Source organism: uncultured Agathobaculum sp. (assembly GCF_963927765.1).
GTDB lineage: Bacteria > Bacillota > Clostridia > Oscillospirales > Butyricicoccaceae > Agathobaculum.
The window spans coordinates 19017-33127 of the sequence record NZ_CAWVCU010000082.1 but is presented as its reverse complement, the minus strand read 5'-3'; the positions used below and the strand labels follow the sequence as shown (position 1 = coordinate 33127).

Here is a 14111-nt window from a genome sequence, read left to right as displayed (position 1 = left end):
CTCGTTGTCGTACCAAGAAACAACCTTCACGAAGGTGTCGGTCAGCTGGATGCCAGCCTTGGCGTCGAAGATAGAGGTGCGAGCGTCGCCCAGGAAGTCGGAGGAAACAACGTCCTCGTCGGTGTAGCCCAGAACGCCCTGCAGGCCGCCCTCAGACAGCGGAGTCTCGGAAGCCTTCTTCATTGCAGCGCAGATCTCGTCGTATGTCGCCGGCTTAGCCAGGTTGCAGGTCAGGTCAACAACGGAAACGTCCAGGGTCGGAACACGCATGGACATACCGGTCAGCTTGCCGTTCAGCTTCGGGTAAACCTTGCCTACTGCCTTAGCAGCGCCAGTGGAAGAAGGGATGATGTTGCCGGAAGCCGCACGGCCGCCGCGCCAGTCCTTCTTGGACGGGCCGTCAACGGTCTTCTGGGTGCCGGTGGTGGAGTGAACGGTGGTCATCAGGCCTTCGGTGATGCCAAATGCCTCGTCCAGAACCTTAGCGATCGGAGCCAGGCAGTTGGTGGTGCAGGAAGCGTTGGAAACGAAGGTCATGTCCTTGGTGTAGGTGTCCTGGTTAACGCCCATAACGAACATCGGGGTGTCGTCCTTGGACGGAGCGGACATGATAACCTTCTTAGCGCCGCCGTCGATGTGCGCCTGTGCCTTCTCCTTGGTCAGGAACACGCCGGTGGACTCAACAACGTAATCAACGCCGTCAGCGCCCCACGGGATGTTCTTCGGATCCATCTCAGCGTGGAACAGAACCTTCTTGCCGTCCACAGTGATAGAATTGTCGTCATACTCGATGGTGCCGTCATAACGACCGTGCATGGTGTCATACTTGAGCATGTATGCCATGTAGTCCGGGGTCATGAACGGGTCGTTTACCGCTACGAACTCAATGTTCGGGTTCTTCAGACCAGCGCGGAAAACCATGCGGCCGATACGGCCAAAGCCATTGATACCAACTTTGATAGCCATTTACAGTATCCTCCTAAAATGTTTTTAATGAGTCTCTGTCGATGGTTTTATTATACACTAAACGGGTCGTCTGCCGCAAGGTGTAATATTTGTGAAATTTTTGTCATTACAACTAGGCTTTTTGTACATTTTTCTTTGCAATGCCTTCCCGTCTGGTGGTATAATAAGCACATCCCACAAAATATAGTATTTCAGCCACCGCATAACCTTATACCCAGCAAAGAGAAACAAAAATATTTTGGAGGATAGAGATGGCGGATATTTTCTTTTCCCAGATTGACGAGAAAACCCTGCGTGAGCTGCTCGCCCGTACCGGCCTGCGCGATGCGGCGGTCGTCACTGTTTCTTCCACGCTCCATATCGAAAACGGCAATCAGGCTGCGGCGCGCCTGACCGGACTGCACCCGCTCGAGCGCATCGACCAGCTGCTCAGTGAACAGGCATCTGCCGCCCTGCGCGACTGCATCGCGTCTCACACACCCCATACGGTTTATGAAGAGCTCGACGGTTTGGAATACCGTCTGGAGATCCTACCACACCGTGACGGCGCACTGCTGGCCTTTGTGCGCGACGATCGCGCCTCCTATGATGGTACGCTTCGCGTGCTGCATGCCAAGGGCACACAATATCTGGGGGCTTTGCTGGCAGACGCCGCACAGGTGGACGATCCTGTGCTGGCTGCGCACCTGCGTCGCCAGTGCTTGCGGATGCACCGTCTGCTCCTGCACTCGGATTTTCTGCACGACCCGCCGTTGACAGAACAGCTGCAACTGCATTATTGCGATCTGGCTGAGCTGTGCCGCGACGCAGCAGAACAGGCTGCTGCCCATGGTTCCGTTCCCATTACAGTGCATGCGGAAGAAACCTGTATCGCGCTGGTGGAGCCGCAGCTCATCCGCACCGCACTATACAACCTGCTGACAAACGCCCTGCATGTCACCCCGACGGACGGTGACATCTGTCTGAGCCTGTATGATGACGGCGCATTTTTCACCACCACAGTTGCTGACCGTGGTCCCGGTCTGGATGCGGCACGTTTTGAAGCGTTGCTATCCGGATGGCAGATGCCTGCCCCACTCGACGAGTATCTTGCGCTTGCGCGACAAGGCACACCGCCCGGACTGGGTTTGCCGCTCATCCAACGCATCGCGCAGCTGCACGGCGGCAGTCTGCTGCTGTCCCCGCGTGAGGGCGGCGGCAGTCAGCTGCATTTCACCCTTGCGCATCTGCCTGAAGCGCTCGCCGATCACAACCTGCACGCCCCCATGATCTTGGAGGACGGCTACCCGCTGGAAGAGATCGAATTTTCTGTTTTGGGTTAAAAGAGCAAAAAGCAGCCGCTGTGCTGGGCACAGCGGCTGCTTTTTTGTCAGTCCTCTTGGGACACATCGTACGAAGTCCGTACCCGCTCCGCATGGGACACCTGCGCCTGCGCATCCGCAGCGCCGTCCGCATTGTCGTGCAGCAGGTCCTCCGCGGCCAGCGTCGTGGTCGTCACAGACAGCACGGCCGCGCCGGTCAGAAAGTACGAAAGCACCTGTTTGAATGTCATCTTCGGAACCTCCTGTCAGATGATCCTTCAGGGTTCAGCTTATGATACCATAGCTTGGGCTCTTTGGCTGCAAAATGTAACAAAGACGTAATGAAGGGCGGCAAAAGCCGCCCTTTTTGTCACCAAATTGTTACTTGCTGAGAGATCAATCCTTATAGAAAGCACCGAAGCCCTTATACGCCATATAGAGGTCCAGCTTTGCGATGACCTCAAACGGTGCATGCATGGAAAGCACAGGCACGCCTGCGTCCACCGTGTCGATGTTGCGGTTTGCCAGATACATCGCGACCGTGCCGCCGCCGCCCTGATCGACCTTGCCGAGCTGGCCGGTCTGCCAGACCACGTCCGCCTTATCGAAAATGCAGCGGATGCGCGCCATCAGCTCCGCAGTTGCGTCCGACGTGCCGGATTTACCACGCGCACCCGTGTACTTGACCAACGCAAAGCCACAGTTTGCCTTGGCGTCGTTGCGCTTTTCCGAAACCTCGGGGAAATTCGGGTCAAAGGCGTTGCACACGTCAGCGGACAGGCAGACCGAGTTCTCATAGCACTCGTCGAGCAGCGCACCCTGCGCACGGCACAGGTCAGCCATAAAGGTGTCGAATGCGTGCGACTGCATGCCCGTCACGCCGTCCGAACCGGTCTCCTCCTTGTCCACCAGCAGACACACGCAAGTATGAGCGGGCGTTGCCTTGAGGTCGAGCAGCGCGGTTGCCGCCGTGTACGAGCAGACGCGGTCATCGTGGCCATACGAGCCAACAAACGAACGGTCAAAGCCGATATCACACGCCTTAAACGCCGGCACGCAACACAGCTCCGCCGACAGGAAATCCGCTTCCACCATGCCGTACTGGCGGTTTAAGTGCTCCATAATAGCGAGCTTGATCTTCTCGCTGCACTTTTCGTCCACCGTTTCGCTCGGCACCGAGCCGATCAGCACGTTCAGGCCTTCGCCCTTGATGACCTCGGTCGCCTTTTTGGTCATCTGCTCAGACGCAAGATGCGGCAGCAGGTCGGTGATGACGAACTTCGGGTCATCCGGCTTGTCGCCCACACGCACCTCTACCGTTTTCATCTGCCCGTTATGGCAAACGCAGACCACGCCGCGCAGCTCGAGCGGAATCGCCGTCCACTGGTACTTTTTGATACCGCCATAGTAATGCGTCTTGAAAAATGCCATGCCGCCGTCCTCATAGAGCGGCACGGTGCGGATATCGACGCGCGGTGCGTCGAGATGGGCAGCGGTCAGGCGCACGCCCTCGGAAATGTCCTTTTTGCCGATGACGGCAAGCATGATGCCCTTATTCCGGTTGATCCGATAGATCTTGTCGCCCGCCTTGAGGATATCATCGCGCTTCCACGCGTGAAAGCCCTTGGCCTCTGCCATGCGCACCATTTCCGCAACTGCGTCACGCTCGGTCTTGGCTTCGTCCAGAAATGCTTTGTATTCCTCGGCATACGCCTGCATGCCGCGCTTATCGCTGCCGGTCAGACGGTCAAAACCCGGCTTTTTGTCATAAAAAAGCTGTTCAGAAGTCATTGCTCATTCTCCTTTGCATAAATCTTCAAAAATCGCGTCGGCCTGCCGCTGCAAATCGGCAATGCCGCCGTTGTTTTCCACAATGTAATCGCACCGCGCACGATAGAATTCCGCGTCTGGCTGTGCCCCAATACGGGCACGGGCGGCTGGCTCATCCAATCCATCGCGCGCCATGATGCGCGCAACGCGCGTCTCGGTATCCGCCAGCACACCAATGATACGCTCACACAGGTCGTCCGCACCGACCTCAAACAACGTCGGTGCATCGTACAGCACAAATGGACAATCGCCCTGCGCGCACATAGTCTCCAGCGATGCTGCGCGGATGTATGGCAGGGTGATCGCATTGAGTTGTTTCAGCTTTTCCGGGTCGGCAAACACGATGGAGGCGAGTTTGGGGCGGTCGAGCGCACCGTTTTGATCCAGCACCCCGCCGAACGCCGCGTCGAGCGCGGCGAGCATGTCGCGATTTTCCGCACAAAGCGTGCGATAGACCGCGTCTGCATCTACCCAGCCCGCGCCTTTTTCACGCAGCAACGCGGCAAACGTGCCCTTGCCCGTGCCGCTGCCGCCGGTCAGCCCGATGATTCTCATTTTTCCACCTTCTTTTACGGGTTATGCAGTCAGCCCAATTCAATCACATGGAAGCCCGCGGCTTTTTTGATGCGATTGGCGACCGCCAGACCCAATCCCTCGTCCGATGGACACTGTGCCCAAATCTGCTGCACGTCCGTCTCGTCAAACGCGCGCAGCCGGTCGAACACCTCACGCGCCTGCGCAGCAAGGTCGGATTGCGAGCCGAAGCATTCCACCGCGCAAGTGGGGAACCGATCTTGATATTCATCAAAGCATAGAACGCCAGTGGGGCCGTTGATATGTTCTGCAATATAGTCTGCCGTCTTTTGTGGGTCTCCGCGCACCACTGTCACCGGCGCCTTGGGCGCATAGTGGCGGTATTTCATGCCCGGCGCGGATACTTTGACATCGTCCCCGATCTTTTCAAACAGCGCGCGGTCGACTTCGACCTCACCCAGCACGGTTTTGAGCTGCTCAAGCGTAATACCGCCCGGCCGCAGCAAGCGCGGCTTGTCGAGCGCCAGCGTCACGACCGTGGATTCCACCCCCACGCCGCACGGCCCGCCATCCAGAATGGCAGCAATTTTGCCGTCCATATCGCGCAGCACATGCTCAGCCGTCGTGGTAGACGGGCGGCCGGACGTATTTGCGGAGGGCGCAGCCAGTGGCACGCCTGCTGCGCGAATCAAATCACGCGCCAGCGGATGCGACGGCAGACGGATGCCGACCGTGTCCAGCCCGCACGAAACTTCGTTCGGAATGCAGTCGCCCTTTGGCACGATCATGGTCAGCGGGCCGGGCCAGAACGCCTCAGCGAGCAGCTTCGCCTGCGGCGGCACGGCCGGACACAGATCGTAGATCTGCTCAAAGTCCGCGATATGCACGATCAGCGGGTTATCCTGCGGACGGCCCTTTGCGCGGAAGATTTTCGCCACCGCATCCCCATTTAAGGCGTTAGCAGCAAGCCCATAGACTGTTTCCGTGGGCATGCCCACCACTTCGCCCTGCAAAATCAGGTCAGCAGCAGTTTTTATTGCGCTTTCATCTTCTTGTGGGGAAAGCATAATCGTTTTCACTTATTTTTCACTTCCATGTGGAGAATTTTATCCAATTAACATTGGTGAAAGGGCAAAAAGCACATTGGGCGCGTCGATCACGCCAGTATAAATACCGACTGCAACCAGCGCCGCGCCGATCGCCAGCAGAATCAGCCGCTTGGTGATTTTAAGCGCGAACAGAATCAGATTGATGGCCACCAGCGCGCCGCCAATCACCATCCACGGCGCAGACTGCATCAGGGCAGTAAGTTCATTCATTGCAGAGTTTCTCCTTTCGAGGGGTCAGGTTTCGCTTTGCGCTTTCATCTTTTCAGCCGTGTCCGCTGCGATCAGTGCGTCCAGCACCTCATCCATGTCACCGTTCAAAAACTGGTCGAGCTTGTAGATCGTCAGCTTGATGCGGTGGTCGGACACCCGGTTTTCCGGGAAGTTATAGGTGCGGATGCGTTCGGAACGGTCGCCCGTACCAACCTGACTTTTACGGTCAGCGGCAATAGCGGCCTGCTGTTTTTCGACCTCGGCTTCGTACAGACGACTGCGCAGCACGCGCAGGGCTTTGTCTTTGTTCTTATGCTGGCTGCGTTCGTCCTGACATTCCACGACCGTACCGGTCGGGATATGGGTCACACGGATCGCCGAGGACGTTTTATTGATATGCTGGCCGCCCGCGCCCGATGAACGGAATGTATCAATACGCAGATCGTTCGGATCAAGGTAGAAGTCCACCTCTTCCGCTTCGGGCAGTACCGCAACCGTCGTTGTTGAGGTGTGCACGCGGCCTTGGCTCTCGGTCTCCGGCACGCGCTGAACACGGTGCACACCGCTCTCGAACTTGAGCCGCGAATACACCTTATCACCTGCCACGCGGAACACAATTTCCTTATAGCCGCCGAGTTCGGTCTCGGACGCACTCATCACTTCGGTCTGCCAGCCGCGTTTATCGGCATACATCGTGTACATGCGGTACAAATCCGCCGCAAACAGCGCGCTTTCCTCGCCGCCCGCGCCGCCGCGTATTTCCACGAAAATATTTTTGTCGTCGTTCGGGTCTTTGGGCAGCAGCAGGATCTTCAGTTCCTCTTCGAGCCGCTTTTCCTCAGCCTTGGCTGCGTGCAGCTCCTCCTGCGCCAGCTCCTTCATATCCGGGTCGGACAGCATTCCGGTCGCGTCCACAATGGTCTGCCGTGCCTGTTCGTACGCGCGGTACGTTGTGACGATCGGCTCGAGCTCATTGCGCTCCTTGAGCAGCTTCGCCGCACGATCGGGATCATCATACAGCCCCGGCTCGGACAAACGGGCTTCCAGCTCATCCATGCGCCGGCACAGCCCCTTCACTTTTTCAAACATGCGTTTCTCCTTCCCCTCAGGCCGTCCACCGGCCGGTCAGCATCAATCCAAGGATCGAGCAGTATTCCCGGCAACGCACCGCCACCCACTGCCCAGGATAGGGTGTCGGCGCGGGAACGCCCAGCCCCTCTTCATAGCCCGCGCGGCGCATCAGCATTTTGGCGCGCGCCAAATGATAGTCGCTCGTCACCACCGCAGCCGTGTAGCTTTCGTGATCGCGCTTTTCTGCGTTCTCGATCAGCGCACGCGCATTCGCCAGATTTTCGATCGTGTTGGTGGACGCATCCTCGCGCAGCAGACGGGCAGGGTCAACGCCCTTTTGCTCGGTCAGGTACGCAAACATGGAATCCGCTTCGGTGCACGGTTCATTGCCGCCCTGTCCGCCGCACAGCACCGCTTTGCTGTCCGGGTTGGCAGCCAGCAGATCGGCGGCGGTATCGCACCGTGCGGCGAGCGCTGCGGACGGCTGTCCATCCGGGTTGACCAGCGCACCAAGCACGATATAATAATCCGCCTGCGTATCGGCTTGTTCCGCTCGCATGCCGGACTGAATGACAAACACCTGAATAGCGACGAAGGACACCACAAACAATGCGAACAGCACGCGCCCCACGACCGCCAGCACGCGGCAGGCGCGGTATTTTTCCCGTCCGTGCAGCATCAGCCACATCCCCGCGCAGCCTACGGCGAGCGCAAGGAAGAATGCCGCGCCGAAGCGTGACGGTGCCCATGGCAGCTGTATCACGCCGCCCACAACGAACACCGCCGCGAGCGCCAGCCAGAATTTGCGTTCGGTCATTGCTGTAATTCCTCCAACTCAGCCGCTACGGCCTCCCATTCATCCATCTTGGCGGCCAGCGACTCGTCGCATGCTTCCTTTTCGGTCATCAGCTCCAGCAGCCGCGCTGAATCAGACGAAGCCTCGATCATCTGCTGTTCCAAGTCCGCCGACTGCTGCTCCAGCTGAGAGATTTCCCGCTCGAGGGTGTTGAGCTGTTTCTGCAAATTTTTCGTGCCGCCTGTGCGTTTCGGCTTTTCCGGCGGGCGAGGAACGTCGTCCAGCGTCGGGACATCGGGCTTTTTGCGTTTTGGCGCCAGGACAGGTGCAGGATTTTCCGGTTTGACACCCTTTTCTCGGTACGCCAGAAAATCCGAGTACGAGCCAATAAAGTCGATCAGATGACCGTCCTCCAGATACAGCACGCGGGTCGCAAATCGCTCGACAAAATATCGGTCGTGCGAGACGAACAGCAACGTACCGTCGAACGCCTCAACCGCCTCCTCAATCCATTCACGGCTGGCAAGGTCGAGGTGGTTAGTCGGCTCGTCAAGAATGAGGAAATTGAGCGGGTCGTACATCAGCTCACATAGTCGCAAACGACTTTTCTCGCCACCGGACAGCATTTCCACGGTTTTCATCTGCTGCTCACCCGTAAACTGGAACGAGCCGAGCCGATTGCGCGCGACCTGCATGGACACATTTTTGTCATAGATCAACGTGTCGATCAGGTTGCGGTGCGGGTTGGCGAAATGCACCTGCTGCGGCAGATAGGCGGGGCGTAGTCCCACACCTTTACGAATTACGCCGTTATCCGGCATTTCCTCGCCCAGCAGGATTTTGAGCAGCGTCGTTTTGCCCGCACCGTTCGCGCCCAGCAGCGCGACCTTTTCGCGGTTGCGGATATTGAAGCTGATATCATGTAATATTTCCCGCCCATCATAACTCTTTGTAATATCCTTGACCTTGAGAACCTCTTCGGTTTCATAGTTCGGGTCACCAAAGGTGACGGTCATTTTCTTTTCGGTCTTGGGGCGGTCGGTGACTTTCATGCGCGCGATGCGTTTCTCGATGGACGCCGCACGTTTGGCGAGGTGCTCAGTGCCGTGCTCATGCATCATGCGGGCGGTCGCTTCCAGACGCTTTTTCTCTGCCATCTCATGTTCATGGTGCTTGAGCTGCTCCTCGCGGCGGCGCTCCCGCTCGACGGCGTAATACGAGTAGTTACCGTTATAGAAATCGCAGGTGCAGTCGTGAATCTCGATCACGCGGTCGCAGCACTGGTCAATGAACCAGCGGTCATGGGAAATAATCATAACAGTGCCGCGGTAGTTCTCGAGGTATTCCCCGAGCCAGTCCACTGCCTGCATATCCAGATGGTTGGTCGGCTCGTCGAGCAGCAGGATATCGGTCTGCTCCAAAATGATGCGTGCCAAATTGATGCGCGTCTTTTCCCCGCCGGACAGCAGCGCAAATTGCTGCGCACGCATTGCCGGGGGAATCTCCAGACCGTTACACACACGGTCGATCTCGTAATCGCGGTTATAGCCGCCGAGGATTTCCAGACGGGTTTCCAGCTGCGCATACCGCTTGAGCAGGGATGCGTCGTCCGGGCGACGGGTCATCTCGTCGGTCAGTGCATCCATTGCAGCAGCGACCTCGTCCGATTCGCGGAACGCAAGGCGCATCACATCCTCGACTGTGGATTCCGGCGGGAAATCCGGCATCTGGTCGATCACGCCTGCGGTTTTACCCTGCCCAAAGGACACATGCCCGCCGTCATAGGGCAGGCGCCCGGTCAGCACATTCAGCAGCGTGGTTTTGCCCGCGCCGTTTGCGCCGAGGATGGCCACCTTTTCCCCCGGCTGGATGTCAAAGGAAATATCCTGTAAAATCAGCTTATCGCCATAGTATTTGGTCAGATTTTGTACGGAAATATCAGCCACGTCAGGCGGCTCCTTTCGGTTGATTGATAATCAGAGATATTATAGCACGTTTTCGCATCGTAGAAAACCCCAAAACGCCATAACGCCCTCTTTTCAAGCCGCAGCACGCACAAAACAGCAAAGAGCCGCATCCAAGCGGCTCTCTTCCAGAATTTGTCCGGTTTTTACCTGCGCCGCCGGAAAGCAGTGTTACAGCCCACGCTCTTTCAGCCCGCGCACCAGTTCGATGTAGAACTCGCGCACGTCAAAGCCCGCGATATCCTCGCGCATCAGGTCGATCACGTCGCCATGGGAGATGCCGCGGCGCCCCGGTACGGTCAGGTTACCGAGAAAATGCCCCCATTCGGCTGAGCTGCGCGCAACCAGACCGTCGTTTTCCTGCCTGTCATAACGGTTGACCAGCCGCCAAGTCAGATTAAGCGGAAAACCCGCACTTTTCGGACTGCGCATCGTACTCATCACGCTTTGGTAATAGACGCCGTCCGCGTCGGGCGTTTGCTCGTTGAACGCGGCGCAGGCGTCAGCCGCAAGGTCGCGTACACCGCCCATAAAGTCCGGTTTTTCGTCACCAAGCACATGGAACACCGCGTTATACCGACGCTCCATCCAGCCGAGCACGCTCTTTGGCAGCGTGGCCAGTAGGTGCTGGGCGAATACACACCCCCGATGCGGGGTGTTGATCGTGGTCAGTGAAGCGATATAGGGTGCGAGACCCAGACGCGAGATCGCATAGCGGCTGTCCAGCCCGCCCTTGGAATGCGCGATCAGGTTGAGCTTTTCCGCGCCGGTCTCCGCCAGCACGGCTTCGACGCGCGCTTTCAACTCAGCCGCCGACACGGCCACAGGCGCAGCGGACTGCTGTCCGCCATAGTAGAGCCTCGCGCCGCATTTTTGCAGCGCCTGCGGAATGCGTCCCCAGTAGTTGACCAACTGCCAGTCGCGGAAAAAGATGCCGTGCACCAGCAGAATCGGGTACTTCGTGCGGCAATCCTCGTTTTCGGCGTGGACGGCTTCGCGCTCGAGCCGCCCCAAATCGAAGTAGTATTCGCTGCGCGCGGCACGCAGCACACGATAGAACAGGTACAGGTTGAACACCGGCACCCACCAACACACCAGCAGAAGCACGCGCCAGACGATGCGCAGCCGATTGCAGGTAATCAGCACACGGAGAAAGCCGTTCGTCACCAACAGACCTATTACAGGCAGCCAAATCAACAAATCAATCACAGCCGGCACCCATGCGGGCAATCCCGGCATGCGGCCAGCCAATCGTCCGGTGCGGTAAAGCACCAGCCACAGCACGCCGGTCGCAACGATCGACCAAAGTACCACCATCAGCAGCTCATAGCCGCCCAGCAGCGTGCGCAGGCGACGCCTCACGCCCGGCGCACGGCACGGACGAATATGTATGGTTAGATACCCCACCAGCAACGCGAGCAGCACAACACCAGCCGACAGGCCGGACAGCGGCACCAGCTGCGTAAAAACCAGCAGATAATTGGCCAAGCAGGATACCACCAGCACACGCAGCAGCCGTGTGACATATCTCACATCTCATCCCCCCTTGCATCTGCGCCGCAAAGTGCGCATAAAGCAGAAAAAGCCTGTAAATGCAGGCTTTCTCATCAAAAGGCGGGCTTTGCCTACCTTTTGATACAAGGACGCGATTTTGTGTGCATACTTGCGCGCAAAATCGCGCAAGGGCTGTGTTCGCGCGCGTTTTACGCAGCACGGCACAGCCCTCCTCACGGAAAGCTGTACGCTTTCCGTGAAACATCAGTATCGCATCATCGGGATCTGATGCGGCTCCGACTCACCCGCCGGTAACAGCATCGCAGTGATATCCGGCCGCCCGGTTTCGATAAAATTGACCCCGCTGTGGATCAGACCGGCCAGCGTACGCTCATTATTGGTCGGCAGGCTCATAGTAAACAAGCCTGCCTGCTTGCAAGCGCCGATCAATCGAGGCGTCAAATCTCCCGCAGCCGCACGGATACCGAACAAACCTGTCGTTTGCGCCGCCTGCACGAGAGCGTCAATATTATCCGGCAGCGCAGGCAGCTCGCCCATAATGTGCAGATCCGGATTGGCAACCGCGATACGCGCTGCCTCTACCAGACCCAAGCCGACGAAAATCGTATCGTCCAAATAGTTTACATGACGCAGCGTCATGCGAAGCTGAGGCAGCAGCGTCTGGTTATGTACGGTAATGGCGATCTTCGCCTGACAGGTGCGCGCCAGCTCAATGGCCTGTCCGGCCGGGATGAGCTGCGGCGCGGCCTGATGCAGCTCCGCATAGCTATAATCGGCAATGCTCATCTGTGTGCCGTCCGCTGCCACGCAATAACCATCCGAAGAAAGCACCGCGATACCGTCTGCGGTCATATCGACCGACAAACAGCAGCCCTTTGCCCCCTCTTCATTTCCGGCGAGGATGGATTCCAGCCCGTCCGGTTCGGTATCCATGCAGCCGACCGAGGACAGGATAAAAGTCTCCTTATTGGTATAATACAATACCGTTCCCCTTCTTTCTGCTTACAGGGTTTCTGGCTGCTCGTACTCCACGCCCATCGTATCGACGGTGACGGTTTTCATTTTCTGCTCCTGACGGGGGCGGTCGTGCCAGTCACGCTGGGTATTGACGATACCATCTACCACATCCATGCCCTCAATGACCATGCCGAAGGATGCATACTGGCCGTCGAGATGGGGCGAATCCTCCGTCATGATGAAGAACTGGCTGCCGGCAGAGTCCGGCGCCATCGTGCGCGCCATGGAAAGCACGCCGCGGGTGTGGTTCAAGTCATTCTGGAAGCCGTTTGCGGTAAATTCGCCGCGGATCTCATAGCCGGGGCCGCCCATGCCGGTGCCCTCCGGATCACCGCCCTGGATCATGAAGCCCGGAATGACGCGGTGGAAAATCGTGCCGTTATAAAAGCCCTTTTGAATCAGGGAAATGAAATTGCGTACCGTATTCGGGGCGACCTCAGGATACAGCTCTGCGCGAATAACGCCGCCTTGCTCCATTTCGATCGTTACAATCGGGTTGCTCATGGTATATCACTCCATTATTGCGATTTTGAACATATATGTGTATTGTAGCAAATTTCCGGCAAAACAGCAAGCAATGTTTCCATAATGAAACTCTCTGTGTGCATTTGCAGCATAGTGGTCAAGAAATCCACTTTATGCACAGAGCTTTCCACAGCCCCTCTGGGGATAACCCTGTGTACAAAGTGGATAACTTTCAGTAATTGACCCCACAAGCACCCAAATCCTGTGACTTCGCCGTTTACACATTGTAATATTGCCTGTGGAAAGAAGCATTGGGGGATAATCCGGCACACCGCGCGGCACACTGATTGTGTGAACACTTGTGCATAAAAGGAGGAGCCACATGGCAGAGGAAAACACACCCATCCAAGCGCCGGAGGAAAACAATATTGCTGAAACCGGTTCCATCACGGCCAAAACTTCGCGCGGTACAGTGCACTGCATCACCATTGTCGGCCAAATCGAGGGCCACATGGAACTGCCCGCGCAGAACAAAACGACAAAATACGAGCATCTGATTCCGCAGATCACCGCGGTCGAGCAGGCCGAAGAGATCGACGGCATGCTTATCCTGCTCAACACGGTTGGCGGCGACGTGGAAGCCGGTCTTGCCATTGCCGAACTGATTGCAGGTATGACCAAGCCGACCGTCTCTCTTGTGCTGGGCGGCGGACATTCGATCGGCGTACCGCTGGCAGTAGCGGCAAAAAAGAGCTTCATTGCCGCCTCAGCTGCGATGACCATTCATCCGGTGCGCATGAATGGCACGATCATTGCCGTACCGCAGGCATTTGAGTATCTTTCCAAGATTCAGGAGCGGATCGTGGATTTCATCACCAGTCACTCTCACATTTCCGCAGAATGCTTGCAGCAGCTCATGCGCGAAACCGGTCAATTGACCGCGGATGTCGGAACGGTGATTTCCGGCAAGCAGGCGGTAGAGCTTGGCCTGATCGACGCGGTCGGCACGCTGTCCGAGGCACTCGACGCGCTGTACGACATGATCGGCAAAACGCCCGAATCCTGAATACAACAACAAAGGCCCCGTCACCCGACGAGGCCTTTTACTTCCAGATTTCCATAGTCGCTCTTTTCCCAGCAGGATATTTCCCGCTGTATTTATTTTTTCTGCACGGTCGGATTTATTTTTGTTCCCCTTCCGTTACCCTGCTACGACTTTTGCCATCTGCATCGGAATGAAACCATGCTCCGAGCCGCTATTTGCAGTTTTATGAAGCTATCCATTTTTACCGGCGATGCTTTTGCCCCGATCTTTTCAAAAACCAAAAGCCCG

The 14111-nt window shown here is 57.2% G+C and carries 14 protein-coding genes; 2 read left to right on the top strand and 12 right to left on the bottom strand.

Translation table 11 applies throughout. The annotated features are described in order from the left end of the window. The coding region (gene gap / locus ABGT74_RS07405; RefSeq protein WP_346705054.1) for a type I glyceraldehyde-3-phosphate dehydrogenase at positions 1-966 on the bottom strand (966 nt) is incomplete at its 3' end. A 251-nt stretch (positions 967-1217) separates the two neighbouring features. On the opposite strand from gap, the gene ABGT74_RS07400 reads away from it, so the two are divergent. Beyond that, the gene (locus tag ABGT74_RS07400; RefSeq protein ID WP_297283367.1) at positions 1218-2288 is read left to right on the top strand and encodes a sensor histidine kinase; all 1071 of its coding nucleotides are present in this window, start codon (positions 1218-1220) and stop codon (positions 2286-2288) included. 47 nt (positions 2289-2335) lie between these two features. Here ABGT74_RS07400 and ABGT74_RS07395 read toward each other — a convergent pair whose 3' ends face one another. From ABGT74_RS07395 to ABGT74_RS07345, 11 genes are all read right to left on the bottom strand, one after another. Next, positions 2336-2518 (bottom strand): hypothetical protein, encoded by a 183-nt coding sequence (locus ABGT74_RS07395; RefSeq protein WP_297283368.1) that lies wholly within the window; start codon positions 2516-2518, stop codon positions 2336-2338. A gap of 145 nt (positions 2519-2663) precedes the next feature. After that, positions 2664-4058, bottom strand: a complete 1395-nt coding sequence (locus tag ABGT74_RS07390) for an aminopeptidase (protein WP_297283369.1) — start codon at positions 4056-4058, stop codon at positions 2664-2666. Between the two features lie 3 nt (positions 4059-4061). Continuing rightward, positions 4062-4652 carry a dephospho-CoA kinase gene (gene coaE / locus ABGT74_RS07385; protein ID WP_346705053.1) on the bottom strand — a complete coding sequence of 197 codons (591 nt, stop codon included), beginning with the start codon at positions 4650-4652 and terminating at the stop codon, positions 4062-4064. 29 nt (positions 4653-4681) lie between these two features. After that, positions 4682-5710 (bottom strand): L-threonylcarbamoyladenylate synthase, encoded by a 1029-nt coding sequence (locus ABGT74_RS07380; protein WP_346705052.1) that lies wholly within the window; start codon positions 5708-5710, stop codon positions 4682-4684. A 27-nt stretch (positions 5711-5737) separates the two neighbouring features. Next, the gene (locus ABGT74_RS07375) at positions 5738-5950 is read right to left on the bottom strand and encodes a hypothetical protein (RefSeq protein ID WP_346705051.1); all 213 of its coding nucleotides are present in this window, start codon (positions 5948-5950) and stop codon (positions 5738-5740) included. A gap of 24 nt (positions 5951-5974) precedes the next feature. After that, a complete protein-coding gene (prfA, locus tag ABGT74_RS07370) occupies positions 5975-7039 on the bottom strand; it encodes a peptide chain release factor 1 (RefSeq protein WP_346705050.1) in 1065 nt (354 codons plus the stop codon). A gap of 16 nt (positions 7040-7055) precedes the next feature. Further along, positions 7056-7838, bottom strand: coding sequence for a YdcF family protein (locus ABGT74_RS07365; protein ID WP_346705049.1), 783 nt, complete (start codon positions 7836-7838; stop codon positions 7056-7058). Next, positions 7835-9763: a ribosomal protection-like ABC-F family protein gene (gene abc-f / locus ABGT74_RS07360; protein ID WP_346705048.1), complete on the bottom strand. Its 1929-nt coding sequence runs from the start codon at positions 9761-9763 to the stop codon at positions 7835-7837. Before abc-f ends, ABGT74_RS07365 begins: the two co-directional genes overlap by 4 nt. A gap of 189 nt (positions 9764-9952) precedes the next feature. Beyond that, entirely contained in the window at positions 9953-11314 is a 1362-nt protein-coding gene (locus ABGT74_RS07355) for an alpha/beta fold hydrolase (RefSeq protein WP_346705047.1), read from the bottom strand. A 225-nt stretch (positions 11315-11539) separates the two neighbouring features. Beyond that, on the bottom strand, positions 11540-12277 hold the full coding sequence (locus ABGT74_RS07350; RefSeq protein WP_297283377.1) for a hypothetical protein: 738 nt from the start codon (positions 12275-12277) through the stop codon (positions 11540-11542). Between the two features lie 21 nt (positions 12278-12298). Beyond that, a complete protein-coding gene (locus ABGT74_RS07345; RefSeq protein WP_346705046.1) occupies positions 12299-12817 on the bottom strand; it encodes a peptidylprolyl isomerase in 519 nt (172 codons plus the stop codon). A gap of 343 nt (positions 12818-13160) precedes the next feature. On the opposite strand from ABGT74_RS07345, the gene ABGT74_RS07340 reads away from it, so the two are divergent. Then, positions 13161-13844, top strand: a complete 684-nt coding sequence (locus tag ABGT74_RS07340) for an ATP-dependent Clp protease proteolytic subunit (RefSeq protein ID WP_297283379.1) — start codon at positions 13161-13163, stop codon at positions 13842-13844. The last annotated feature ends 267 nt before the right edge of the window (positions 13845-14111 follow it).